The following is a 23,589-nucleotide window of genomic DNA, read 5'->3' on the forward strand; positions in this document are numbered from 1 at the left end:
AAAAAATAATTGCAATACTGGGTTTGATCGGAGTTTCAGAGAGGGCCAGAAACCCCAAAAGAGCCGCAGGAGGAACCAAGTTGGGAATGCACGCGACCAGGGCCCAGCGCAAGGATCTAAAGACAAAGACTAAAACCAGACAGATGGCCGCCATGGATTGCCAAAAGCCAAAGATCAATTCATGGGAAAGTTCATTGTTTAAATGATGAATCGTAGAACCCATGCCCGTCACTTCAACTTTGATTTCAGGAAAACTTTGTTCTGCCATCTGCTTAACTTGAGCGACCAGGGAGTGAAGTTTGTTGGCAGGCAAATCTTGGGTGCGCACCGAGATGCGCGTATTTGATGAGTCCGTATTCAGAAAGTTCTTAAGAGGGCTATTGCTGGAAAGAGAATATAGAAAAAAGACCTCCGCCGTCGCGGATCGGCTGGCGGGAAGGCGCGAGTGATGAATATTTGCTGCGGCGACGAGGTCTGGCAAGCCAACGACGCTGCCAACGCCTTCAACACCGCGAATTTCATTTAAAAGATGATCAAGCTTAGCCAGAAGTGTTGGATCGTTCCACACATCTGAAGCCCCTTTGAGTTCAATATCCACCGGGATCATTCCGCCGAGTTCCTTATCGATTGTTTCTGTAGACAGACGGACTTGATGGTTTGTGGGGAGATCATCAAAGAGCCGCGCTGACCAGGAAAGACTTTGTCCCTTAAAGGCCAATGCCGTGGAAACCAAGATAATCAGGAATGTCCAGACCCCGGCGCGACGGAAAAAGTAAAGAGCCCAACGCGCCTTGCTCCACGCCCACTCGCGAGCCCGGGGCTCTGGGAGGAAGTGCAAAAGCGGAAATAGCAGGAGGGTCGTGACGAGCCATCCAATGATGATGGCTCCGGCAGCGGTGATGCCATAGTCTCGAATCAGAGGGACTTTGACCGTTAATAAAGCCAGAAATCCGATCATGGTTGTCGTTGAAGCGATGAGATTAGGGCCGAGAAGAACCTTAAAGGTGTAATTCACCAGTTGGTGGTGATTTAAGTGTGGTTGGTTTTTTCTCTCTTCAGTAAATCGCAATAAGGTGTGAATGCAAAGAGAGACCACGTCGACAGTGGTTAAGATGGGAATCGTACTGGATAAAATAGAAAATGGATATCCCGCTAGCGCCATGATGGCTAAGACGATGATGTTGGCGCTAAGAATTATGATGAATGAGATAATCAAGGGTGACCAATTCGCAAAGATCAAACCAAGCACAAAAAAACAGGCGATAAAACCTAAGATCACAAAATTTCGGATTTCCGTTTGCAGAAGCACTCCCACATCGGTTTGTACGGCCGGAGTTCCGCCGATTTCGACTTGAGAAAACGGTACAGCCGCGCTGGCGGTGACTTCTAGGTTTTGGCGAAGATGCAGGAGTTCCTGCGTATTAAGGGGTTTGATGTTAACAATAATTGAAGCCGTCTTTGCGTCCTTAGATATCAGAGTGGGTGAAATAAGAGGATTATTTAAGGTTTCAGAACGCCACTTTTCTGGAGGAAGATTTTTCAACAAAGGTCCGACACTCAAACCTTCGTCGCTACTGATGGCGCCCTGAACGGAGGCGACACTGAGGGTGTTGCGAACTCCGGGGAAATGGGAAAGGAGATCTGTGAGCCTTGCTAGGCTTTCGATTTTTTCTTTTTCAAACCAGGTCTCGCTGTCACTGGAAATCTTTGCTGTAATAATAAACGGCTGAGCTTCAGGAAGTTGAAAGAGTTGTCGCGTGTGTTCGTCTCTTTTTAGAAGTGGATTATCCTGAGGAAGAAATTGTTTCAAGCTGTACTGGGTTTGTAGGCGAGGAAGAGCAAAAAGACTTAACAGGGTCAGTGCGAAAACAAGAAGAAGTGATGAAATGGAGAGTCTTTTGACGAAAATTGGAAACTTCAAATCTTCATTTTTCAAATTCTTCATAGAGGTGTCTTCTTTCGATTCTTCTTTATTAAGTTCCTTTAGAAACTTCACGCTTAGCCGTATATTAAAAACATGATGACGGGAAACACGATGACAAACACAAGATGGATAACGACGAAGGGCCTATCGGCTGCGCTGATTACATTCTTTATATCTTCACATGCATTTTCAAAATCGCAAATAAATTCAGAATTTGAATTAATCCTACCTAGACAGTTTCAACAACATTTGATTGAAAAGAAATGGGAAAGCCTCGTGAATAAAGAATTTCAGGCAAACTGGCAATTTCCTGATCAGCAAATCAACACTCAAGAAGTCCCCGTCAGAATTCACCAACTTTCGTTGAAACTTAAGACACTTTTGCAGAAACCCTCTTTGGGTGATTCTCAGAGTGTCTTAAAGTTGAGTTCAAAGGATTTACAAGCGGAACTGCACATGGGTGAAGTGTCCGTGGATCATGTCGTGGAGCGCGTTGTGGGAGGAATTATTGGACGCTTTCGGGTCCAGGCGCAGTGCAAAGACGTGGTGTTAAATCTGCAGCCGGGGCAAGGATCTTTTTCACTTGTTTTATCACCCCAAGTTGAAAGTGCAAAAGCAGGGACTCAAGTGGAATCTGTCGATCTGGCGTGGCTTCCTGGGGGATGGGTGGCTCAAGGGTTTCAGTGTGTCGGTGCAGAAGGCTTTGAAGAGCTTATTAAGTCTGAGATCAACAAGATTGCCAATGATTCAGCTCGATTCGTAGAGCCTCAAAAGGAGTTGATAAAAAAATATGTCCAAGAGTCCCTTCAGAGCTTCCAATTTGACTTTTCCCAGCCTCGGCAGTTGATCTCTGTTCGTCCGGATCTGCGTCTGCTTATGAGAGTTGAGGAGTATAAAGATCTGGGAGTGAGTGGCGCAAAATTAAAAGGCCAGTTGGAAATCGAATTTTTAAGAGCCCCAGATCAAGGATTAAAAACCTTAACTCTTTCAGAGACGCCAGAGCAAGGAAACGCTTCCGAAGCGCAGTTGCGTTTACCGAAAGACTTTATTAAAGAGGTTTTGTTAAGATCTTACTCGGCAAACTCATGGTTGCATCAAGTGACCTCAGATAGGATTCCCGGCTTTTCGAGCGTCATGGGGTCTCGCTTGGTCCAGTTTTTTATTTGGCCTGAACTGATGAAGTATCCAAAATCTTCTAAATTTAAATTTGATGTGTATTCAAATAAGGATATCAATATCCAAGGTGAGGGACTGCGCTATCAGGTGAAGGCACCACTGTACTCGAAGATGATGGCCCCTAAAGAGGGCGCTTATGTGCCTTTCATGAATTTTTCATTGCCCTTTACTTCGGACGTACAGTTGAAAGTGGAGAGCGGGAAAGCGTATGCGACGTTTGAAAATCCGACACTGTCTTTAAGCTCTTCTTGGGATGGTGCTTATGTTAACAAATACAGTCCCTCTCGGCGATTTTCTTCCAGCACTGTTCGTGATCGCATCCTCAGTTCGTTGGACGGCAAGACTGTAAGTGTCGGACTTCCGAATATTCCAGTCACGGAAGGGGTCGCACTGAAGATCAATAAGATGATAGCGCCAAAAGGCAAGGACATCGTCTTCCGTTTGGCTCCTTAAAAGGACCGCGACAAAGAGAGGGTGTAGGAATCATTTTTTTCGTACACCCCTAAGGGAGTGTCGCTGGAGCCAGCGATCAAATCGGCCGTCATTGAAAACACCCACCGATCGAGGAATCTTCGGCCAATACCGATTTCGGTGAAGGTGCTGCTGTGGTTGACATCGTAAAGCCCTAAGAAAGAGAAGTTCCAGACCTCTTTCCAAGTCATTTTTCCGCCAAGCATCCAGGCTCTGCGAAATATTTCCGTCACAGACAGATTCGAATCATTTTCTTTTTCTGAAAAGATAAATGAATGCTGAAGGATGGCGATAAGAAGTCCTTCAGAGCCTATATTAAAGGTCTTTTCCAGGCCCAAGACGTTTTCGTGGGTCCAGCCTGGTAAAAGAGGATCGTCGCCGAGGCTTTGCGAGTAGCTGCTGGCGTATTTAAAAAGAAAATCCCATTGATTGCTGACCAGAGAAAAGCCGCCCTGCCGTAAACGATAATTTTTGGTGTTCAGAGTCACATCAGGGTCGACGCGAATGACTGTTTTTGGAGAAACCTGAACGATGGTTCCTGTGACCACGGGTTGCACCAAAGGAAACGAAGCCACGCCTTCGTAATAACTGAGGCCGACGTCAAGGATGCTGCCGTGTCTTTGCAGTCGAAAAGCTGCATTATGATCCAAGGCGTGATCCAGATTTTCACGAGAGGTGTAGTTGTAACGTAATGATTCAGGAAGAAGTAGAACTAAATTATTGTCGGGCGTTTGTGGCACAAAGACATCTCGAGGAAGCCAACGACTGTGGGAGCCCGGCATGGTGGCACCTCGATTCTGAGGGATATATATGATGTCATAATCCCAAATATCCAGACTTTGCGACAGAGTGATAGAGGGGGCTCCGAGTTTTCGGCTGTGGAGAGGATCAAAATACTGCTTCGAATTTAAAATATCTAGAGGATTGTAACCATCCGTGACTCCCCAAGAGAAAATATTATTCCCAGCTTGCAAGGAGAAAGACTCTGTTTGGTAACGAAGATAGATTTCGCTGGCATCAAAGAAATACCTCTCTTCTTCGGATTTGTTGTTGGGGTCCGCCACGAAGGTGGGTTTCAGATAGAAGCGCCAAGAGTCTAGATATTTCCACTTATAAATGGGGTCCAATTCCAATCGTGAGAAGTCCTGATTGGTTTCTTCGCCATAAGACTCGGAGAAAAAGATATAATCGAACTTGCTATCGAGGTTGAGGCTCCACTCGGTAGAACGTCGAGCCTCCGCCATGGAGGTGCAAACAAGAATGGAAACGAAAAAAAAGAGCCTCTTCATGTTCTTTCTAGAAGAGCACAGCTTTTTAATTTAGGCCACTTGTACTTTTAAGCGGTCGCAAACTTATTGACGTATTCGATAATAGAGCTCTTGAACTCTGCAGGAAGTCCTAAAAAGCGCAGGCCGGCATAGCCGTCGCCTCCCACATAGACCACCTCGCAAGTGGTGTTTATGGTGATAAACAAATTAGGACTCGTTAGCGTTGCCTTAAAGCGTTCGCCAATTTGAAGGTTTTTAGCATCATTTATCCCCAAACCACCTTCGCTAATTGAGATCACGCGGCATGAGAAACTTCCCTTCGGGCTTTCACAGGCCAGGGTGCCAACAATCGGAACTCGAGGGTGAGAGCGGCGGCTGATCCCAAGGTCTTCGGCGACTCGTGGGACCGAATAAACTTCCTTCCAGGGACCGTTGTCGTGAGAGATATCGACGGTAGAAAAGTCTTTGAGCGTTTTTAGATAAGAGATGAGCTCGGAATATTTGAGAGGATTTTTTTCCTGCCCTTCAACACGAACCTTCCAGAGAACTTGAGCCTCGCTTGATGGGGGCGTCGTTATTCCTATTTCTTTTAAGATTTGATGCCAGCGTGTGGGGGGAGCCCATTCAGATTGACCCCGTCCCCATATTTGGGGATCTTTAGCTGTTGGTAAGCGGGTTTCAATTTCATCTTGATCGAAGGGGCCATTGACCTGACCTTCACTCAGAATAAACCAAATTTTTGGGTGCGCCACAGATGTGCTCCTCACAGTTGACTCTTGTGCTTTATTACAGCGAAATGTATATGACTTTGTCTAGGAGAATTACTCAATGAAATACATTATAGCGGGAACAGATCGTCCCGACTCCAATACTTTGAAAGTATCTAAATACATCCAAACTATCTATCAACAGTTAGGTGAAACAGTCGAGATCATTGATCTTAAAGAGATGAAAGCCCATCTTCATCAAGACCTTCACTATGGCAAACCCTCTGAAGGGTTAAAGCCGTATCTTGATAAAGTTCTTGGAAGTGATGGATTGATTGTGGTTTCTCCCGAGTACAATGGCTCTATGCCGGGGATTTTAAAATACTTCATCGATCACTTGAAGTTTCCCGAGTCCTTTGAGTTTCGTCCTGTCTGCTTTGTTGGTCTAGGGGGGATGTTTGGAGCCCTTCGCCCGGTGGAACATTTGCAACAAATATTCGGATATAGAAATGCTTATGTGTATCCCGAACGTGTTTTCATTATGGGAGTGCACAAGATTCTCAATGCTGAAGGGCAACCTCAGGATGAGACGATCAAGCAGCTTCTTCTTAAACAGGCTCAAGGGTTTCAAAAGTTCACTCAGGCTTTGAGTTCTTTTAAAATTGACGCCAACGCCGTTATTGAGAAAAAGAAGCAGCCGTAGGCTCTCGGTTGATAAGTCTTTCATGGACGCGGCCCTCAAAATAGATCAGTCCGATGATCAAGAGGGCTGCCAATAACCATTTAGAGCGAAGTATCGATCTTGGTTTCATAGCTCTATGATCTCAAAAAGCTCAAAATGAAGGCAAATAAACTTCTTGCAATGAGTGGGGATGCGTCATTTTTTTAGGGAGCTGGCTGACAAGCTCCTGGTTTTTCTCTAAACTTAAGTCTTGCTTCTAAAACTTTAGACGGGGTTCCTTGTATCGAAAATCCGGGCCATCACAGTAAAAATAATAATATTTTAATGCTCTCTTTAGGTGCTTTGGGTGTGGTCTTTGGGGACATCGGTACGAGCCCTCTCTATGCTCTTCGCGAATGTTTCGGCGAGTACGGCCTTGCTGCCACTCCTGAAAACGTCATTGGTATTCTCTCGTTGATCTTTTGGACCTTGATTCTAGTTATCTGCATTAAGTACATGGCCTATGTCATGAGAGCAGACAACCGCGGCGAAGGTGGGATTCTTTCTTTGATGGCCTTGGCGGTGCGAAGCCAAATGAGTAAAGACGTCACGCAACGGCGTTGGATCATGACAATCCTAGGTCTTTTTGGTGCCGCTCTTCTTTATGGAGATGGAGTGATCACTCCGGCCATTTCAGTTCTCTCTGCGATGGAGGGATTGACTTATGTGGCACCCAATTTTGAGCCTTTCATTATTCCCTTGGCAGTCTTTGTTATTAACGCTGTTTTCTTGATGCAGAAGTATGGCACAGGAAGAATCGGTGTGATCTTTGGTCCTCTTTTGCTTGTTTGGTTTACTGCCTTAGCCGCTTTAGGGATCAACGGGATGGTTGAAAACCCTCACATCTTTGAAGCTTTGTTGCCTCACCATGCCATTGAATTCTTCATGCGCAATGGCTGGCATGGATTCATTGTTCTGGGCTCAGTCTTTCTGGTTGTTACCGGAGGGGAGGCTCTTTATGCGGATATGGGACACTTTGGAAAAAGGCCGATTCGTCTGGCGTGGTTTTTCGTGGCATTGCCCGCTTTGACTTTAAATTACTTTGGTCAGGGTGCTTTGCTTTTAAATAATCCCGAAGCGATTTCGAATCCATTTTATTTGTTGGCTCCGAAGTGGGCCCTTCTGCCGATGGTCATTCTTGCGACCATGGCGACGGTGATTGCATCTCAAGCTTTGATTTCAGGAGTTTTCTCAATCACTCGTCAGGCTATTCAATTGGGTTTCTGTCCACGTATTTCTATTGTTCATACATCCAGTCAGGAAATTGGTCAGATTTACGTTCCTGCTGTAAACTGGGCTCTTTTTGTGGGCGTTATCTGGTTGGTGCTCACATTTAAGACATCGAGTAACTTAGCGGCGGCTTACGGTATTGCTGTGACGGCGACGATGGTTATCACGACCATCCTCGCTTATGAAGTGGCTCGCCAAAAGTGGAACTGGAGTTTGTTGAAAGCCTCTGGAATTTTTGGAGCCTTTTTAATTATGGATCTGGCGTTCTTTGGAGCCAGTGTTCGTAAGGTGGCGCACGGGGGATGGGTGCCATTGGTTATTGGGGCTGTTATTTATCTTTTGATGACGACATGGCAAAAGGGGCGTCAGGTTTTATTCAGACGTCTGAAAGAGCGCTCCATGCCTATTGAGGATTTCTGTCAAAAGCTTCTCCGCGAACCTCCTTTGCGAGCGCCAGGAACAGCGATCTACATGACCGGAGATCCATGGGGTGTGCCGGTGCCTTTATTGCATAATTTGAAACACAATAAAGTACTTCATCAACGAGTGGCGATCTTGACGATCCAAACTCGAGAAGTGCCGTTTGTATCGAAAAATGAAAGAATCTCCATTCAAGAAGTTATTCCGAATATGTACCGTATTCTGGCTTATTACGGATTTATGGAAACTCCAAAGATGAAGCATATTCTGGAGGCCTGCCGCCAAAGGGATATTAACTTCAACGTGAATGAGACCACGTTCGTGTTGGGACGTGAGACCATCATTGCGGACAAAGGCCCGCGACGTGCGGAGGAACCGCAAATGCCTCATTGGCGAGAGCGTTTGTTTGCGGTGATGTCTAAGAATGCACAAAGACCCACGGCCTTTTTCCGTATCCCACCGAATCAAGTTATTGAAGTGGGAATTCAAGTTGAAATCTAAGGGGAAGAGAGCAGGCGTTGAATCTGCTCTTTTTCTTTCATCCCGTCTTCAAATCCAATTTCGATAAGCTTTTCACAGTACGAAGGTTCAAAAAGAAGGAAGCTTGCGATTTCGCTGGCGTCTTGAAGGGAGCCGAGGCCTTTTAAAAGATAACGAATCATCTGAGGTAGTTTATTTACTTTTTCTGCGGCAATTTCAGCGATATCGACGGACGGTGAAATCCAAAGATGATCAATGAATCGAACAGAGAGGTTTTTCTTTTCAACGTCAGAGAGCTTCGAAATGTTCGTATTAATCCGATCAAGGCGCTCCATATCCATTTCCATTCCGTCCATCATGATGGCATTCAGTAAAACACTCACCACGCGCCCCACGGTGGGCGATTGATTCCTATTGATATGGGGAGAGCTATAACAAATTTCTTGGCGGCGACGAACGCCAATGGCAATAATTTTTTGAGCACCCATATTGATGGCGGGGCCACAGGGGGATTGATTGCGAATACACCCATCGCCAAAATATCGATTCTCAAGAGAGACCGGCGGAAACAAGAGGGGAATCGCCGAGGACGCCAGAATATGTTCCGCAGTGAGAGTGCTTCTTTCAGCTTGTCGGCGAGCGTGTTTCCACAGAGGGATTTCTTCTTGGGACTGCAAGAAGGTAATTGTGCAGGTGGAAAAATAATCCAGGGCCGAGACAGCCAGTCCCCGAAATTTCTTTTTTTCCAAGTTTTTCTGAATATTTTCAAACTGACAATTGTCAGAGATAAGTTTTTTTAAAGGAACATTGTTAAGAAGTGATTTTCCCGGAGAGCTCTTTTTGACTCCCCCTAGGGATAGGTCCGCGATCCAGTGAAGTCCTCCCATCGACAAAGATAGAGGATCGGTCAGATAGACTTGCTGTGATTCGACACGACTCCAAAGTCCAGTCAGGTTTTCGCACGCATCTCTGATATTGCAGCTTTCTGTGGCCGTAATCATTGCGGCATTGATGGCCCCGGCGCTGAGGCCCGTGTAGAAGTCAAAGGGCTGAGAGATGCCCATCTCAGAGCAGATATCCGCGATAGCAGCTATCACTCCGGCCTGATAGGCGGCGCGCGCACCACCCCCTGAAAGAACAAGGCCTAGGGATGACATAGATCCACCCTCCCTTTTATAGAAAAGCTAATGCACTCGTGTTCATTTTCACAGATCATTTCTAGACTTGAAGAAAAATACAAAGAGCGGATACTGAATTCAGGCAAGGCCACGATAATCTCAACTCGGTTATCGGTTCCACTGAAGGAATCACTACCTTGCAAAGGGAGCCCCAGCGGCTCTCTTCTTTTTTGTAAACTCAATGAAATCCAATAGAAGATTTCTCCAACTCCTTCGGATTAAAAAGCAATTTTACAGATCTTGGTTTTGTTTTTCAGAGGAGGGTTGATCTGTTTCTTCATTTAAGAAATAGTTTTGATGTGTATTAACAAACGACATCTGTAAAGGAGATGAAGATGATGAAATTTGTTCTGGGAACCCTTGTGATGGTGATGGCAACTTCGGTTTTTGCGGCCGATGTTTATAAGATCGATACCAAAGCAAGCTCCGTGGCTTGGAAGGGCTCCAAAAAAATGGGAAGCTTCCATGTGGGCAGTATTGTGATGAAAGAAGGGTCTGTGACCTTGGATAAAAAAGGTCAGTTGAGTGCCGGTAATTTCGTGATTGATATGGCCACGATTGCCAATGAGGATTTGAAAGACAGTCCTGAATATCAAAAAAAGTTGGTAGGCCATCTTTCGAGTGAAGACTTTTTTAACGTCGCGAAGTTTCCAACGGCCGTCTTTAAAGTGACAAGTGTAACGGCGAAATCAAAAGAAGAAGCTCTTGTGAAGGGTGATCTGACGATGATTGGCAAAACGAATGCGATCGAGTTTCCAGTGAAACTTTCGGCGGATAAGGGTGTTGTGACTGGCGAAGCTAATGTAAAGGTGGATCGCACGAAGTGGGGTCTTAAATATGGTTCAGGCAATTTCTTTAAAGAACTTGCCGGCGACAAAATCATTAATGATGAGTTTGAGCTGACTTTAAAGCTTGTCGCAAAAAAGTAATTGGATATTCAAAAAAAACAAAGCTCTGCCTTCAAGACGGAGCTTTGTTTTTAGTCTCAAGAATCTCTGTTTTTTTCTGTAAATTTCTGCATAGGACAAATGTTGCAGGAAGTTATCTGTTTATAAGTCACTCAAGACCTGACAACAATCTTCTGAAGGGCTTAATTCCTCAGGAGGGACTCATGAAAATCGTCTGTTTGGCTTTGTTGACACTGATGTTCTCTTTTCAAGTGAAAGCTCAGAGTAATATTGATCCCTATCCAGGTCTTTATCAAACCGCTCAGTATTGTGCGCAACTTCAGGATGAAGAGGAATCCGTCCGCTGTATGCAGGGGAATGCGGCTGCCAACTGGTCTTCGCTTCCAGCACTTCGTATTTGCGATCAATTGTCGTTTGATTCAGAGAAAGCAAGCTGTGTTTTAAGTCAACTCAATCAAGTGATCGAAGAGGCGGAAGCTCGAGTCTGTGATAGCCAGAGTTTTCCTGAAGATAAGTGGAATTGCCTCAAACAAGTTCAACGCCCCTATCGTTGGCGAACCTTCTTTAAAGTAAACCCCGACCCAGGGAAAAATGCAGTGGCTCGGATGTGTGAGCAGTTCTTCTTCGATGAAGACAAGAATACTTGCGTAAATCTGATGTCTAGAACCGAGCTCTTTGTCGTGGACGCGGTCCAAAGCTGTTCCCGCTTTTTTAGCGACGCCGATAAGCTGCAATGTCTGGAAGCTATCGGTAATAAATTCTATTTCCCATTTGAGTCTGATCGCTGTGAGAGCTTGTTTTCTGATCACGATAAGCTGACTTGTTTTTCGGGCTTTAAAAGACGCTACCGTCTGGTGTATCGTCCCTAAACTCTGTTCATGAATTGAGCGACATCCTCCCCAAAAAGGCATTTCTCTTGGAAGTCTCCCTCAGGGCGGGTGTCTCAAGTTGAGAATCTCTAAATATATTGAAAGCTTAACTATTGAGGCTCTTTGGCGAAGGGATTGCATTCTTATTTGTCGAATGAGGAGGCACTCTATGAAAGATTTCAAATTTTTAGTTATTTCTCTGTTGGCCGCGACCTTGGCGATGAGTGCTTGTGCAAAGAAAGACTCTGAATTTGCCGCTCGTTATGCAAAAAACAAGATGGGCGCGGATGTGGCTGATGGAAAAAAGACTCAACAGGCGGGTGAAATGGCGGCGGCAAAGGGCCTTGAAGCTGATGTTGTGAATATTCGTCGCTACTGGACTCCGGATGATCAGCCAGGACCGCGCGCTGTGATGGCAACAATTCTTATTAATAATCAGGAGATGTCTGTGACCACCATTCACTCAGGAACAGAGATTGCTGACGGTCGGGTGGATACAAATGGGTATACGATTGTGTTCCATGCGATGTGTGGAAGTACTGATTGCAATCCATATTATGCTTCACTGGAAATCTATCAGAATAATAAAATGGTCATCCAAGAAGGTGTCCGTAAGTTCTTCGACAAGAAAACGGCCGCTGACACAGATCTTTATCAATGGTTTAAACCTGAAGAGGCTCTTCCTTTGTTGGGCATGGACTCCATGGATCCTAAAGGCATGGTCGGATTCTTAAACAACTCCAGCAATACGGTTTCTGGCGGGATGATCAAATAGATTTTAGATCACTAAAAATCAACGCGAGATTGAGGGAGTGTTTTGAGAACGCTCCCTTTTTTCTTTTTGAATCTCTTCATCGAGCAATTCAGAAAGATGAGTATTGCGAGTCTTCACAAGCCCATCAATTTTTACTAAATAGTTTGCGAGATGATGAAAGAGTTTTTCGATCTCCGCATCTGTTTCAAGGCGTCCTTCTTCTTCTTTGATCTCTTCAGTCAAACGATCCACGATAAATAAAGCCGCATTGAGGGAAACTCCGATGTCATGAAGAAAGTCTCTTTCTTGGTAAAGTTTGCGGTGGGAATCGTTCATGGGGGCCTCCTCTTTTCAGTATTGAAAGTCTCCTGAACTGGGGCAACTTGTAGCATTGCAAAGTGCCGGGAGTGAGTGGAGATGGTGAAGTAATTTCAGGGCATTTTGACCCCAGTTTAGCTCATAGAATGACGCCCCATTGCGTATTCAAATCCAATATAAGCCCTTACGATTTTAGGAAACCGTTAAGAAATGGTGTTGAAACGGGACTGAAGTCGTGGCACCTTACTTGCTCATTGGGGATAGTGGCTCCAAATTGGGACCAGTTTGACCCTTGTCGATCTCCAGTATTCTGGGGGCCGAAAGAGTTCGATGGATTTGGAAAAAGAATTTAAGGAAGTTTTTAAAACATAAATAACCACTAATGAAAGGGAAAACAGTGAAAAAACAAGTTTTGATGTCACTGATTTTGGCGGGTTCTATGGTTGCAGTTTCTGCTCAAGCGGAGGAGCAGGCGCAAAACCAAAATGCAAACACAAGCACTGTAAAGGTGTCTGAGGTTCAAAAGTCTGAAGAGAAAGCTGAAGACATTGACCAGGAGATCACGAATGCTCGTATGCGTTCTGAGCTTGGTTCTAAATCTCAATGGTCATTCAAATCCAGCCTAGGTTACTCTGGCGGTTCTTTGAACAAACCATTTGATTCTATCCGTCCTAACTACCGTGCATCTGCGACTATCGAAACTTTGGCTGCTCTTTCTGGTAACGTGGGCGTGAACTACCGCATTTCTAAAGGTGGTAACTTGTCTGCAGGAACTGGTATCGTAGTTATGGATCCATTCCACGGCGATATCACTCAAAGCACTTTCCAAGATCCTCGTGCTTCTAGAAAAGGTGCAGAGATCAAGCGTACTCAAGTTTCTACTCCATACCTTGATTACAGCCATGGATACCGTGCTTTGGATATGCAGATGATTTCAAGTGTTACGTACTCTCACTACACTGAAGAAGATCAAACTGATTACTACAACTTGATGGGTAACTTGTCCGTGAACCAAACAGCTTTGGCTGATTTCGGTGATTCTAAATGGCAAGGTGGTTTGAGCCTTTCTTTGGATAAAGAGCTTTCTAAAGGTGCATTTGCTGATTCTGCAGCAGATAACATGCGCTATGATTACGGTGTGGGTTTGTTCCCATTTGCTGAGTACTCATTCAATGATAACTACTCTTTCAGAACAGTATTTGGATACTTCCAATTTGCTAAGTACGAAGAGTCTAGCGAATTGATCCAAATGGAGCCTTATCAATCAATGGGGATCGGTATCTCTTTGACTCGTGATATCTATCTTTACCCGAACGTTCAGTTCACACCAAAAGACATCCGCAGCGACAGAACAAACGTTGCATTGTCTGCGAACTTGAACTTGTTCTAATTTCTTAAAGGAATAGAACTGAGGCCTTTGGGGCTTGAAGAAACCCACAACTGAATAGGTTGTGGGTTTTTTTGTTTTTGGGGGAGGGGTGGTGAGGAATGAGGAGCACCCGCCTCGAGAGGGTTCTTGTTCTTTTGTTTCTTTTGGGGCTCGTTGGTCACTCCTGAGAGGGTACTCTCAGGAGTCTGAGGTGAAGTGGGGAGGATAGGATAGGGTTTTGGCTTAAGATCTAAAGTTTTGCTGTTGCTGTTTGTGGTAACAAAGGCAGCGGATCAATAGGCCCTCTGTTTTTGCGAATCTCAAAGTGAAGATGAACGCCGGTTGCGCGGCCTGTGCGTCCCATTGCTCCAATCACTTCGCCTTGGTGAACCTTTTGGCCTTCAGCAACCAGAATCTTGTCGAAGTGGGCATAGAGTGTGGCCCAACCATCGCCAGACTCTACCAGAACCATTTTTCCATAGCCACGGAACTCACGACCGGCATAGATCACGGTGCCGCCTTGAGAAGCCAGAATCGGTGTTCCTTTAGGCGCGGCTAGATCAATGCCCAAATGAGGGCGTCGCTTGTTTGGCAGGAATCCACGAGTCATTCTGGCGCTATCCACGGGCCAATCAAAGGTAATGGCCTGCTCAATATACGGAGCCTGATCAGTAGCTATGGATCTTGATTTTGTGGGAGTCGGAATGTTCCCGGCCGCAAAGTACTCGCGCGACAAAGGAGTATGAAAGGTCGAGCAGGAGCCCAGAGCTCCCACTGTGAAAATGCTTCCTGCAATACTAACGAGCTGCTTCCATCCTGGTGTCATGCTTTGATTATACTTAATAAGTCATCGGATCCAAAGCACTTTTTTGAAAACGAACGCTCTCTAAGTCTAAAAAAATCTTAATAAAGAGGGAACTGCTTACAAAGCTGTTTAACATCCGCATGGATTTTCGCCTTCATTTCAACATCCTCAGGATTATTAAGAACTTGCGCGATCCACTTGGCGATTTGCTTCATCTCAGGCTTGCCCATGCCTCTTGTTGTCAATGCGGGTGTTCCAATTCGAACCCCACTTGTGACAAACGGAGAGCGTTTTTCATTGGGCACTGTGTTTTTATTCACAGTGATTCCTGCCTCATCAAGAGAATTTTCAGCCACTTTTCCTGTAATCTCTCGGTCACTTAAGTCGACTAAAATCAAATGATTGTCAGTTCCCCCGGTGACCAGTTTAAATCCTTGAGCGAGCATTTCTTCAGCCAAGGCCTGCGCATTTTGAATAACCTGTTCGCTGTATTGCTTAAACTCCGGCTTTAAAGCTTCGCCGAAAGCCACGGCTTTTCCTGCAATAACATGCTCTAACGGTCCACCTTGAATGCCCGGGAAAATGCGCGAGTTCATGACTTTGGCTTTTTCCTCGGAGTTGGTTAAAATCATTCCACCGCGAGGGCCACGCAAAGTTTTATGAGTCGTTGTGGTGATATAGTCGGCATAAGGAACTGGAGAAGGATGGTGCCCTGTAGCGACAAGACCAGCAAAGTGGGCCATATCCACCAGCAGTTGCGCTCCAACCTCATCTGCAATCTCTTTGAATTTTGCAAAATCAAGCGTGCGCGGGTAGGCACTGTATCCTGCGATAATCAATTTAGGTTGAGTCTCTTTAGCGGTCGCGCGAATTGTATCATAATTAATGCGACCCGTTTCGGAGTCCAACTTGTAAGAAGCGGCTTTAAATAAGAGCCCGCTAAAGTTCACTGGGGAACCGTGAGTAAGATGTCCTCCGTGAGAAAGATCCATTCCTAAGATTGTATCTCCTGCTTTACAGGCCGCCAGATAAACGGCCATATTTGCTTGAGATCCTGAGTGTGGTTGAACGTTGGCGTATTGAACGCCGAAAAGTTTTTTGGCGCGCTCAATAGCAAGACTTTCGACAGTGTCCACATTCACGCAGCCGCCATAGTAGCGTTTGCCAGGATAACCCTCGGCATATTTGTTCGTCAGAATGGACCCTTGAGCTTCCATCACAGCGCGAGAAGTATAGTTTTCAGAAGCAATCATTTCCAAGCCAAACTGTTGTCGTTCAGCTTCTTTTTGAATTGCGGAAAAGACTTCAGAATCTACTTGAGATAGAGGCATTGATGTTGAATGCATTTAAGATACTCCTTGCTGCATCTTTAGGTCGAATGCATAAAGTATCCCTTGAGCCGGGGGAATTGAAAAGCCTCAACAACCAGTGTCGCTAGAAAGCTTATCTACACGGCGCTGATGGCGACCGCCTTCGAATTTGGATTGCAGGAAGGTCTGAACAATTTTTTCAGCCTGATCCGGAGATGTGAAGCGCGCACTGAGACATAATATGTTTGCGTTATTATGTTCACGAGCAAGACGGGCGATATCTTCGTTCCAGCATAAAGCAGCTCGAACCTGAGGGTATCGATTGGCTCTGATGGCCATACCTTGGCCAGACCCACAGATTAAAAGTCCCGCCGTATTACTATCCAAAGTGTCTGTGATTTTTTTTCTCTTATTTTCAAGTTCTAAGTCGACGATGTGTTTGCACACTTTGTCAGCGAAGTCGGGGTAGTCTATAGACTCAACGGTATAAGTTCCAAGATCTTTCCATTGAACATGGGGCAGAGCCGCCATCACCTTAAGTTTTAAATCCACTCCAGCGTGATCGCATCCTACATAAACTACCATGGTTCACCTATTTGAGTTTTGAAAAAATCATCGACGCGTTTGTTCCACCAAAGCCAAAGCTGTTGTTGAGAGCATTGTCGATCTTCCCCTCGCGTGCTTTGTGAGGAACATAATCTAAATCACAGTCTTCACTCGGGTTGTCCAAATTGATCGTCGGAGGAACAATTTGATCACGAATTGCCATAACACAAAAAGCCGATTCGATGGCTCCCGCAGCTCCTAAAGCATGTCCAGTCATGGATTTTGTGCTGGAAACCCAGACGTTCTTAGCACTGTCGCCCATCAAACGTTTGATGGCCATGGACTCAAGACCATCTCCGACAGGAGTACTGGTTCCATGTGCATTGATGTACTGAATTTCTGAGGCTTTAAGTCCTGAATCACGGACCGCTGCTTCCATGGCCTTATAACCACCGGCGCCCTCAGGAGCTGGAGAAGTCATATGATAGGCATCGGAAGAAACACCGTAACCTGTGATTTCACAAAGAATCTTCGCACCACGCTTTTCAGCGTGCTCTAAAGACTCGATGCAAAGAACAGCAGCGCCTTCCCCAAGGACAAAACCATCACGGTCTTTATCCCAAGGACGGCTGGCTTTTTCTGGAGCATCATTGCGAGTAGAGAGTGCTCTCATCGCAGCGAAGCCGCCAACTGCAAGCCCGCAGATAGTGCTTTCAGCACCGCCAGCTAACATCACATCCGTTGCTCCGTCGCGAATATAGCGAACAGCGTCTCCGATAGAGTGAACTCCCGAAGCGCAAGCTGAAGTGACAGAATAGTTAGGGCCTTTAAGGCCTAGAGCAATGGACACCTGTCCTGCCGCTAGGTTTGTGATAACTGAAGGAATGAAGAAAGGGCTGATACGACCAGGGCCTCTTTCTTTCATCTTAATGGAGGTTTCTTCGATGGTCGCAAGACCACCGATGCCAACCCCAATAATCACTCCCGTTTGCTCTTTCACTTCTTCTGTGAGCTCAAGTTTGGCCATTTCCACGGCCATCTTTGAAGCTGCAATTGAATAGTGAATAAAGGCGTCCATTTTCTTTTGCTCTTTTTTCTCAATGTAAAGATCAGGGTTAAAACCCTTCACTTCACCAGCAAAAGTGACATCAAAGCCAGTTGTGTCGAACTTCGTGATCTTCGCGATGCCGGATTGGCCGCGAAGAGCTGCCGCCCAGCTCTCCTCAATGGTATTTCCAAGGGGAGTGACTGCGCCGACTCCAGTAACAACAACTCTTCTTTGTGATATTGCAGGACGTTCAAATCGGGAGTTCATAATAAATTAAGCTTTTCCTTTTTTCTCAAGGTAAGAAGCTACGTCTTGAACTGTCTTAAGCTTTTCAGCATCTTCGTCAGGGATTTCAAGATCGAATTCCTCTTCCATTGCCATCACAAGTTCAACGATATCAAGGCTGTCAGCGCCAAGATCGTCGATGAAAGAAGCTTCAGGCTTAACTTTATCTGGATCTACGCCTAATTGCTCAACAATGATATCTTTTACTTTTGGATGAATTGCCATTTGTCCTCCTAATAGTGCGTTCATCTATTTTAATCTTCAAGTCCAGTCGGGCTTTTCGCGCTTATCGCGAGTTTAACCCCTTTTCGCTTTGGAATTTGAAATTCCTCAGCTTGCACAGCCGAAGCTGTTAGTTCATATGCATTCCGCCGTTAACGTCGAGAGTGTGGCCCGTGATGTATTTTGATTCATCACTTAACAAAAAGCGCACCGCTTGTGCGACATCGTTGCCTTCTCCGATTTTTTGCAGAGGAATTCGTTCCATCATTTTATTTTTAACGTCTTCAGAAAGAACTTCCGTCATTTCTGTCGCGATAAAGCCAGGGGCGACGTTATTCACGCGAACGTTGCGAGAGGCAAGTTCCAAAGCGACGGATTTAGCAAAAGCGATGGTGCCAGCTTTAGAAGCTGCATAGTTCGCTTGCCCTGCGTTTCCTGTTTCACCAATGATTGAGGTGATATTGACGATGGAGCCTTTGCGGGACTTCATCATTGTTTTGGTGAAAGCTTTGGTCACTAAAAATGTACCACGCAGATTGGTGTTGATAACGGAATCAAAATCTTCCGCCTTCATGCGCAGAAGCAACTGATCTTTGGTGATACCCGCGTTGTTCACAACACCGTCAACTTCAGGCCACTTTTCAAGAATATGCTCAACAGCTTCGTTCACCGAAGTTTCGTCCGAGATATTCATTTTGATATAGAAATGGCCTTCTCCAGGAAGGGTATGAGCCACTTGTTGAGCAGACTCTTCGCGAGAAGAATAAGTGAAGGCCACTTGCGCGCCTTCTTCTGCCAGAAGCTTAACGATCGAAGCGCCAATGCCTCGACTTCCTCCGGTCACAACAATTTTCTTTCCTTGAAGCGATTTTCCGCTCATGTGCAAAATCCTTTTCTGCTCATTACATGTGTTGTTTTCAGCACACTTTGACCGAACTCAGAGTAAAGCTCAAGAAATTTCAATGACTCGAAGCTTTCAAAAAATCCTCAATATTTTTAATATCTTCCAGGCTTGTCGTGGTCATAACTTTGAAGAATTCAGGATCAATCTTTTTCAATAATCCCTGAAGGACTTTTCCAGCGCCACATTCAATCACTTGCGAGTGATTCATGGACTTCAGAACTTCCATGCTTTGAGTCCAACGAACCGGAGCAGAAACTTGACGAATCAGGTTCTCTCTTAGGATGGATCCTTCTGTTTCTGCTTTGGCGTGGAAGTTTTGAATGATGGGGAAAGCTGAGTTTTTAAACTCCATCGCAGTCAGCACAAGTCTCATCTTGTCCTCAGCAGGTTTCATCATTTCACAATGAAAGGGTGCAGAGACAGAAAGTGGAATGAGTTTGGCGCGCTTAGGAGCCTCTGTGAAAATCAATTCTGGTTTAAAGTTGTCTTTCAGCCAAGCGATGGCTTTTTGTGAGCCTGAAATCACGATCTGTCCAGGGGAGTTGAAGTTGGCCGCCGAAAGTGGACCGAATCCCGAGTTTTTCACAACATAAGAGCAAAGTGTTTCGACTTGGTCAGGCTCTAGACCTAGAACGGCCACCATTCCGCCTTGTCCTACGGGGACTGCCGATTGCATGGCTTGGCCACGAGTGCGAACGGCTCTCATCGCTTCGTCAAAGCGAATAACATCTGCGGCAACAAGAGCCGCGTACTCACCAATAGAGTGTCCCGCAGCGGCAACAGCCTTAACATTAAAATCGTTGCGCAGAACTCGTTGAGTCGCTGTTGAAACCAAAAGAAGGGCTGGTTGAGTGTTTTCAGTCAGAGCAAGGTCTTCTTCGCTTCCCTCAAAACAGAGATTTTTCATATCTTGTTTTAAAGCTTCAGAACCCTCTTCAAAGGTTTCTTGTGCAATTTTGAAGTTTTCAAATAAATAGCGGCCCATGCCAGGTTGCTGGCTGCCTTGTCCGGGGAATGCCAAAGTAAACATGCTTTAGTACCTCAATAGAATACTGCCAGAAGTTAGACCTGCTCCGAACGCTGTCAGGAGGATGGTTTGACCTCTTTTGATTTTTCCATTTTTGACGGCCCAATCAAAGGCCAAGGGAATTGAAGCTGCAGATGTATTGCCAGTCTCGTTAACATAGACAATCACGCGCTCCATAGGGAATTTAAATTGATCAGCCACCGCTTCAATGATGCGTTTATTCGCTTGATGAGGAACAATCCAGTCCACTTGATCAGGAGAGACGTGGTTGTACTCAAGAGCTTCTCGACAACACTGAGCCATGGTGCGAACCGCATTTTTAAAGATCTCGCGACCTTTCATACTCATGAAGTTCATACCCTTATCGATGACCTCTTGAGATTGAGGATATTTACTTCCTCCTCCGGGAAGGATCAGAAGATCGGCAAGACTGCCGTCAGCATGGGAATGGGAACTCTCGATGAGATTTTTATCGCCCTCTTGGGCACGAGATACAATCCAAGCTCCAGCACCATCTCCGAAAAGGATGCAGGTTTCGCGATCTTTGTAGTTCATATAACGGGTCAAGACCTCAGCTCCAATGACAAGAATATTCTTGTACATTCCAGAACGAATGAACTGGTCTGCGATGGTCACGCCATAAAGAAAGCCAGAACAAGCGGCGTTAATATCGAAGGACATGATGTTTTTTGCGCCCAACTTGGTTTGTACAAAACAAGCTGTAGACGGCATCTGGTGGTCACCAGTAACGGTGCCCACGATGATCATGTCGATATCTTCAATTTTTAACTGAGCGTCTTCGAGAGCTTTTTGAGCTGCAATGACACAGAGATCAGAAGTGGCCTGGTCGCTATTAGCGACATGGCGGCGTTCGATCCCGGTCCGTTCAACGATCCACTGATCGTTGGTCTCTACCATTTTTTCGAGATCAAAGTTCGTGAGAACTTTCTCTGGTAGATAGGAGCCTATCCCTGCAACTCGAGATCGATATAATCCTGCCATGGAATCAACCTGTCTTTTAGAAATTACTTAGCTGCGCTGATTTGCTTGCCTTTGTAGTACAAAGCGCCGTCTTCACCTTTGTGTGCGCGGTGAGGACGAGTCAATTCGCCAGTTTTCTTTTCAACAGAAACTGCAGGAGCAGACAAACCGTCGTGGGAACGACGCATATCACGGCGAGAGCGAGACGTTTTCTTCTTAGGAGTTGGCATTTCAAACCTCTTTTTGAATCAGTTATAATTGAAGCACGTTAATTTAACCAAAGAATGATAAAAATCAACCCTTTAATTGGTTTTGATGTTCTTTAAAACCGCAAAAGGATTTAAAGGCTTCTCGCTAGGCATTTTCTCATCATAGCTAAAGCTTCGTCCTTTCACGGGAATTTTGCAAATAGAGCAGTCCCCATTCTCATCTTCAGGGCCTGCTGCATTAAAAGGCGCAGCAAGGCCGACGACCTCATGAAGGTACTCACCAATATCAAAATGGTGTCCTTCGTACTCAGACACTTCCGGTCCGCCCTCAGGAAGGTCGCTGACGTGGTTGACCTTGGAATATTTACTTCCACGCGGCTGATTTTGCTTAGGAATCAGGATTTCATGAAATTTCTCATCAACAGGAAAGGGGATTTCGATTCCACAACGAGAACAGATCTCAGGAAGCTTGGTTTTAATGGTGCCAATAAGCTCGAAGTCTCTGGAATTCAAAGGTTTAATAAAAAACTCAGCTTCATGAAGGGTCTTGCCAATCAGGTCTGCTAGGACGCTATTAAGCTCTGCCGTTTGGCTATTCCAGTGATAGGCTCTACCTTCTTCTGGGATTTCAGTAAGATTGATTTTCATAACAGGGCTCCCGCTTTAGCTTCGGAGGTCATTATACAAGGGGCTCGTTTTATAAGAAATGGGGCGGTTGGTCAAGGTTTGTTTTCGTCGAGGGGGTCTTGCGCCCTTGTCTCGAAGGAGTAGCCTCAGGCTGGAAGCAACAAGGAGGTGCTTATGGCAACCCTCAGAATCAACGGAAATGAGTATTACTATGAAGAGCACGGGTCGAAATCCTCCCCCGCCATCGTACTCAGTCCGCTTCTTTATACCAATACCAGTGTTTATGAACCTATCGTCAGAATGCTTTCCGACGATTATCGCGTGATTATTTATGATCACCGGGGAGCCGGGAAAAGTTCTCGCCCTGCAAGTCCGGACCTTGAGCACAGTGCCCGAGACGTCGCAGAGCTTATTGAGAAGCTGAACGTCGACCCCTGTCACTTTGTCGGAAACTGTCTGGGAGCCTATGTAGGACTTCAGTTGGCGATTTCTCGGTCTGATCTGCTTAAAAGCTGCACTCTAATGGGGGTGGCGGCTGAAGCTGACAGTCCAGAGGAAATCAGCAAAATGGATAGCTACGTTGAGGACGCTAAAAAGAATGGAATGAAGTCGGGAGTAAAGGCGTTTTCAGAAATGTGGTTTGGCTCGACCTTCCGAGCAACGAAGGACCCTGTCCAAGTCAGTCGTCGTGAAAAGTGGTTGAAATACGTGGCCAATCTAAAACCCGAAGAACTCGAAGAGGCCTTTCAGATATTTCATCGTAAAGACGTCACAAAAGAACTGTCCAATATTCATTGTTCAGTTTTAGTTCTTGCTGGTGATGAAGATGCACCCACAAACATTGAGGCTTATCGTCGTCTCGCTAAAAATATTCGTGGTGCTGAGTTTAAAACAATTCATCATGCGGGATATGCTCTGGCTATTGAGCAGCCCGAAGAGGTCGCAGAGAATATTCGCAGTTTTGTAGCCAAAGTGGATCGTCAGTGGGCTGCAAAAACCAGACAGCCTCCTCGTGAAACAGGCGCAAGACCCTGAAGATTCTTTAGTCAGGAGGGAAGGGGATCTATCCCCTTCCTTCTATTGATTGCTGAAAAAATCCTGGGCCTTCATGGAAGATTTGATCAACTTAAGCTCTCTCATTTGCTGAAGAAGTTTTTCCCATCTTGCTGTTGTCATATTTCCTAAAGAACTGTCTTGAGTGACAATCAAAGGTTTTTGAATTTCGGCCGCTTTATTGAAAGTTTCTAGATCCAAGGCTTTGTTGAGGGTGGCCATATGTTGGTTGGTGTTTTGCGGATTGCGCAGATAAGCCTCCCAGCCTTGACGGGTCGCCAGGATCATCTTTTTGACTAAGTCAGGTTTGTTCTTAAGGGTCTCTTCTGTGGTAGCCACAACGACAAGATAGGGATTGAAACCTTCATCAGCGATTAAAAAACTTTTCACTTTCGCCCCGAATTTTTCAGCGCTGAGGGGTTCTGTCGTGATGAAGCCCTGTTGAGAGAAGGTCTTATCGTTGAGGAAATTTCCAACGCCCCCTAAGTACGGAACCACTTTAACTTTGGGTTTTCCGAACTTTTGAACGAGGAACTGAAAATAGGGAAGCCCTGACTGCATCGAAAGCAGCCCTTCGCTTAAGAACACCTCTTTGAGAGATTTAAAATTTCTTTCAGCATGAGTCATCACGATGTAGGGAGAAGTTTGATAAACTGCAAAAAGTCCAAGCACCTTATTTTTAGGATTTCGATCTTGCCATAAGACGATCTCATCAGCACTCACAATCGCAAAGTCCACTTTGTTGTTGCCCAACATCTGAACTGTCGGAGTTCCCGATC

General features: G+C 45.5%; 24 protein-coding genes. 8 read left to right on the plus strand and 16 right to left on the minus strand.

Translation table 11 applies throughout. The features are described from left to right. The coding region (locus ACM64D_RS02545; protein WP_415061620.1) for an efflux RND transporter permease subunit at nucleotides 1-1,996 on the minus strand (1,996 nt) is incomplete at its 3' end. Between the two features lie 204 nt (nucleotides 1,997-2,200). Between ACM64D_RS02545 and ACM64D_RS02550 the strand changes: the two genes are divergently transcribed. Further along, the gene (locus ACM64D_RS02550; RefSeq protein WP_415061621.1) at nucleotides 2,201-3,553 is read left to right on the plus strand and encodes a hypothetical protein; all 1,353 of its coding nucleotides are present in this window, start codon (nucleotides 2,201-2,203) and stop codon (nucleotides 3,551-3,553) included. Here the strand turns inward: ACM64D_RS02550 and ACM64D_RS02555 are convergent. After that, on the minus strand, nucleotides 3,550-4,860 hold the full coding sequence (locus tag ACM64D_RS02555; RefSeq protein ID WP_415061622.1) for a hypothetical protein: 1,311 nt from the start codon (nucleotides 4,858-4,860) through the stop codon (nucleotides 3,550-3,552). The two genes, ACM64D_RS02550 and ACM64D_RS02555, sit on opposite strands and share 4 nt — an antisense overlap. Before the next feature lie 47 nt (nucleotides 4,861-4,907). Further along, a complete protein-coding gene (locus ACM64D_RS02560) occupies nucleotides 4,908-5,591 on the minus strand; it encodes a PilZ domain-containing protein (RefSeq protein ID WP_415061623.1) in 684 nt (227 codons plus the stop codon). Between the two features lie 76 nt (nucleotides 5,592-5,667). Between ACM64D_RS02560 and ACM64D_RS02565 the strand changes: the two genes are divergently transcribed. Further along, nucleotides 5,668-6,249 (plus strand): NADPH-dependent FMN reductase, encoded by a 582-nt coding sequence (locus ACM64D_RS02565; protein ID WP_415061624.1) that lies wholly within the window; start codon nucleotides 5,668-5,670, stop codon nucleotides 6,247-6,249. Between the two features lie 303 nt (nucleotides 6,250-6,552). After that, complete coding sequence (locus ACM64D_RS02570; RefSeq protein ID WP_415061625.1) at nucleotides 6,553-8,418, plus strand: potassium transporter Kup; 1,866 nt, start codon at nucleotides 6,553-6,555, stop codon at nucleotides 8,416-8,418. On the opposite strand, the gene ACM64D_RS02575 is transcribed toward ACM64D_RS02570, so the two are convergent. Beyond that, the gene (locus tag ACM64D_RS02575; RefSeq protein WP_415061626.1) at nucleotides 8,415-9,554 is read right to left on the minus strand and encodes a patatin-like phospholipase family protein; all 1,140 of its coding nucleotides are present in this window, start codon (nucleotides 9,552-9,554) and stop codon (nucleotides 8,415-8,417) included. The genes ACM64D_RS02570 and ACM64D_RS02575 overlap by 4 nt on opposite strands. Before the next feature lie 356 nt (nucleotides 9,555-9,910). Here ACM64D_RS02575 and ACM64D_RS02580 point away from each other — a divergent pair, with 356 nt between their 5' ends. The 3 genes from ACM64D_RS02580 to ACM64D_RS02590 all read left to right on the plus strand — a co-directional run bounded on the left by ACM64D_RS02580 (nucleotide 9,911) and on the right by ACM64D_RS02590 (nucleotide 12,127). After that, the gene (locus tag ACM64D_RS02580) at nucleotides 9,911-10,504 is read left to right on the plus strand and encodes a YceI family protein (RefSeq protein WP_415061627.1); all 594 of its coding nucleotides are present in this window, start codon (nucleotides 9,911-9,913) and stop codon (nucleotides 10,502-10,504) included. Between the two features lie 182 nt (nucleotides 10,505-10,686). After that, nucleotides 10,687-11,352: a hypothetical protein gene (locus ACM64D_RS02585; RefSeq protein ID WP_415061628.1), complete on the plus strand. Its 666-nt coding sequence runs from the start codon at nucleotides 10,687-10,689 to the stop codon at nucleotides 11,350-11,352. A gap of 169 nt (nucleotides 11,353-11,521) precedes the next feature. Next, on the plus strand, nucleotides 11,522-12,127 hold the full coding sequence (locus tag ACM64D_RS02590; protein ID WP_415061629.1) for a hypothetical protein: 606 nt from the start codon (nucleotides 11,522-11,524) through the stop codon (nucleotides 12,125-12,127). A gap of 18 nt (nucleotides 12,128-12,145) precedes the next feature. Here ACM64D_RS02590 and ACM64D_RS02595 read toward each other — a convergent pair whose 3' ends face one another. Beyond that, nucleotides 12,146-12,442: a hypothetical protein gene (locus ACM64D_RS02595; protein WP_415061630.1), complete on the minus strand. Its 297-nt coding sequence runs from the start codon at nucleotides 12,440-12,442 to the stop codon at nucleotides 12,146-12,148. A gap of 379 nt (nucleotides 12,443-12,821) precedes the next feature. Between ACM64D_RS02595 and ACM64D_RS02600 the strand changes: the two genes are divergently transcribed. Further along, nucleotides 12,822-13,814, plus strand: a complete 993-nt coding sequence (locus ACM64D_RS02600) for a hypothetical protein (RefSeq protein ID WP_415061631.1) — start codon at nucleotides 12,822-12,824, stop codon at nucleotides 13,812-13,814. 229 nt (nucleotides 13,815-14,043) lie between these two features. Here the strand turns inward: ACM64D_RS02600 and ACM64D_RS02605 are convergent, their stop codons facing one another. From ACM64D_RS02605 to ACM64D_RS02650, 10 genes are all read right to left on the minus strand, one after another. After that, the gene (locus tag ACM64D_RS02605) at nucleotides 14,044-14,619 is read right to left on the minus strand and encodes a M23 family metallopeptidase (RefSeq protein WP_415061632.1); all 576 of its coding nucleotides are present in this window, start codon (nucleotides 14,617-14,619) and stop codon (nucleotides 14,044-14,046) included. Nucleotides 14,620-14,696: 77 nt separating this feature from the next. Beyond that, nucleotides 14,697-15,944: a serine hydroxymethyltransferase gene (glyA, locus tag ACM64D_RS02610; protein WP_415061633.1), complete on the minus strand. Its 1,248-nt coding sequence runs from the start codon at nucleotides 15,942-15,944 to the stop codon at nucleotides 14,697-14,699. Nucleotides 15,945-16,016: 72 nt separating this feature from the next. Beyond that, complete coding sequence (locus tag ACM64D_RS02615; RefSeq protein WP_415061634.1) at nucleotides 16,017-16,493, minus strand: RpiB/LacA/LacB family sugar-phosphate isomerase; 477 nt, start codon at nucleotides 16,491-16,493, stop codon at nucleotides 16,017-16,019. 7 nt (nucleotides 16,494-16,500) lie between these two features. After that, on the minus strand, nucleotides 16,501-17,742 hold the full coding sequence (fabF, locus tag ACM64D_RS02620; protein ID WP_415061642.1) for a beta-ketoacyl-ACP synthase II: 1,242 nt from the start codon (nucleotides 17,740-17,742) through the stop codon (nucleotides 16,501-16,503). 33 nt (nucleotides 17,743-17,775) lie between these two features. Further along, the gene (acpP, locus tag ACM64D_RS02625) at nucleotides 17,776-18,012 is read right to left on the minus strand and encodes an acyl carrier protein (RefSeq protein WP_041871683.1); all 237 of its coding nucleotides are present in this window, start codon (nucleotides 18,010-18,012) and stop codon (nucleotides 17,776-17,778) included. 127 nt (nucleotides 18,013-18,139) lie between these two features. Further along, nucleotides 18,140-18,889 carry a 3-oxoacyl-[acyl-carrier-protein] reductase gene (gene fabG / locus ACM64D_RS02630; protein WP_415061635.1) on the minus strand — a complete coding sequence of 250 codons (750 nt, stop codon included), beginning with the start codon at nucleotides 18,887-18,889 and terminating at the stop codon, nucleotides 18,140-18,142. Nucleotides 18,890-18,968: 79 nt separating this feature from the next. Then, nucleotides 18,969-19,943, minus strand: a complete 975-nt coding sequence (fabD, locus tag ACM64D_RS02635; RefSeq protein WP_415061636.1) for an ACP S-malonyltransferase — start codon at nucleotides 19,941-19,943, stop codon at nucleotides 18,969-18,971. A 3-nt stretch (nucleotides 19,944-19,946) separates the two neighbouring features. After that, a complete protein-coding gene (locus ACM64D_RS02640; RefSeq protein ID WP_415061637.1) occupies nucleotides 19,947-20,942 on the minus strand; it encodes a beta-ketoacyl-ACP synthase III in 996 nt (331 codons plus the stop codon). A 23-nt stretch (nucleotides 20,943-20,965) separates the two neighbouring features. Beyond that, nucleotides 20,966-21,151 carry a 50S ribosomal protein L32 gene (gene rpmF / locus ACM64D_RS02645; protein WP_415061638.1) on the minus strand — a complete coding sequence of 62 codons (186 nt, stop codon included), beginning with the start codon at nucleotides 21,149-21,151 and terminating at the stop codon, nucleotides 20,966-20,968. A 72-nt stretch (nucleotides 21,152-21,223) separates the two neighbouring features. Beyond that, nucleotides 21,224-21,778, minus strand: coding sequence for a YceD family protein (locus ACM64D_RS02650; protein WP_415061639.1), 555 nt, complete (start codon nucleotides 21,776-21,778; stop codon nucleotides 21,224-21,226). Nucleotides 21,779-21,931: 153 nt separating this feature from the next. Between ACM64D_RS02650 and ACM64D_RS02655 the strand changes: the two genes are divergently transcribed. Then, the gene (locus ACM64D_RS02655) at nucleotides 21,932-22,792 is read left to right on the plus strand and encodes an alpha/beta fold hydrolase (protein WP_415061640.1); all 861 of its coding nucleotides are present in this window, start codon (nucleotides 21,932-21,934) and stop codon (nucleotides 22,790-22,792) included. Nucleotides 22,793-22,834: 42 nt separating this feature from the next. Here the strand turns inward: ACM64D_RS02655 and ACM64D_RS02660 are convergent. Then, nucleotides 22,835-23,589, minus strand: a 755-nt coding sequence (locus tag ACM64D_RS02660) for an ABC transporter substrate-binding protein (protein WP_415061641.1), incomplete at its 5' end; no start/stop codon positions are given.

The organism is Bdellovibrio sp. (genome assembly GCF_047637665.1).
In the GTDB taxonomy this organism is placed as follows: domain Bacteria; phylum Bdellovibrionota; class Bdellovibrionia; order Bdellovibrionales; family Bdellovibrionaceae; genus Bdellovibrio.

Bases quoted from the DNA above. Each gene is read 5' to 3' on its own strand.
- ACM64D_RS02605 (WP_415061632.1), bottom strand. From the start codon at position 14,619: ATGACACCAGGATGGAAGCAGCTCGTTAGTATTGCAGGAAGCATTTTC.
- ACM64D_RS02655 (WP_415061640.1), top strand. From the start codon at position 21,932: ATGGCAACCCTCAGAATCAACGGAAATGAGTATTACTATGAAGAGCAC.
- ACM64D_RS02615 (WP_415061634.1), bottom strand. From the start codon at position 16,493: ATGGTAGTTTATGTAGGATGCGATCACGCTGGAGTGGATTTAAAACTT.
- fabG (WP_415061635.1), bottom strand. From the start codon at position 18,889: ATGAGCGGAAAATCGCTTCAAGGAAAGAAAATTGTTGTGACCGGAGGA.
- fabD (WP_415061636.1), bottom strand. From the start codon at position 19,943: ATGTTTACTTTGGCATTCCCCGGACAAGGCAGCCAGCAACCTGGCATG.
- ACM64D_RS02595 (WP_415061630.1), bottom strand. From the start codon at position 12,442: ATGAACGATTCCCACCGCAAACTTTACCAAGAAAGAGACTTTCTTCAT.
- ACM64D_RS02555 (WP_415061622.1), bottom strand. From the start codon at position 4,860: ATGAAGAGGCTCTTTTTTTTCGTTTCCATTCTTGTTTGCACCTCCATG.
- acpP (WP_041871683.1), bottom strand. From the start codon at position 18,012: ATGGCAATTCATCCAAAAGTAAAAGATATCATTGTTGAGCAATTAGGC.
- rpmF (WP_415061638.1), bottom strand. From the start codon at position 21,151: ATGCCAACTCCTAAGAAGAAAACGTCTCGCTCTCGCCGTGATATGCGT.
- ACM64D_RS02590 (WP_415061629.1), top strand. From the start codon at position 11,522: ATGAAAGATTTCAAATTTTTAGTTATTTCTCTGTTGGCCGCGACCTTG.
- ACM64D_RS02575 (WP_415061626.1), bottom strand. From the start codon at position 9,554: ATGTCATCCCTAGGCCTTGTTCTTTCAGGGGGTGGTGCGCGCGCCGCC.
- ACM64D_RS02565 (WP_415061624.1), top strand. From the start codon at position 5,668: ATGAAATACATTATAGCGGGAACAGATCGTCCCGACTCCAATACTTTG.
- glyA (WP_415061633.1), bottom strand. From the start codon at position 15,944: ATGCATTCAACATCAATGCCTCTATCTCAAGTAGATTCTGAAGTCTTT.
- ACM64D_RS02580 (WP_415061627.1), top strand. From the start codon at position 9,911: ATGATGAAATTTGTTCTGGGAACCCTTGTGATGGTGATGGCAACTTCG.
- ACM64D_RS02585 (WP_415061628.1), top strand. From the start codon at position 10,687: ATGAAAATCGTCTGTTTGGCTTTGTTGACACTGATGTTCTCTTTTCAA.
- ACM64D_RS02640 (WP_415061637.1), bottom strand. From the start codon at position 20,942: ATGGCAGGATTATATCGATCTCGAGTTGCAGGGATAGGCTCCTATCTA.
- ACM64D_RS02570 (WP_415061625.1), top strand. From the start codon at position 6,553: ATGCTCTCTTTAGGTGCTTTGGGTGTGGTCTTTGGGGACATCGGTACG.
- ACM64D_RS02650 (WP_415061639.1), bottom strand. From the start codon at position 21,778: ATGAAAATCAATCTTACTGAAATCCCAGAAGAAGGTAGAGCCTATCAC.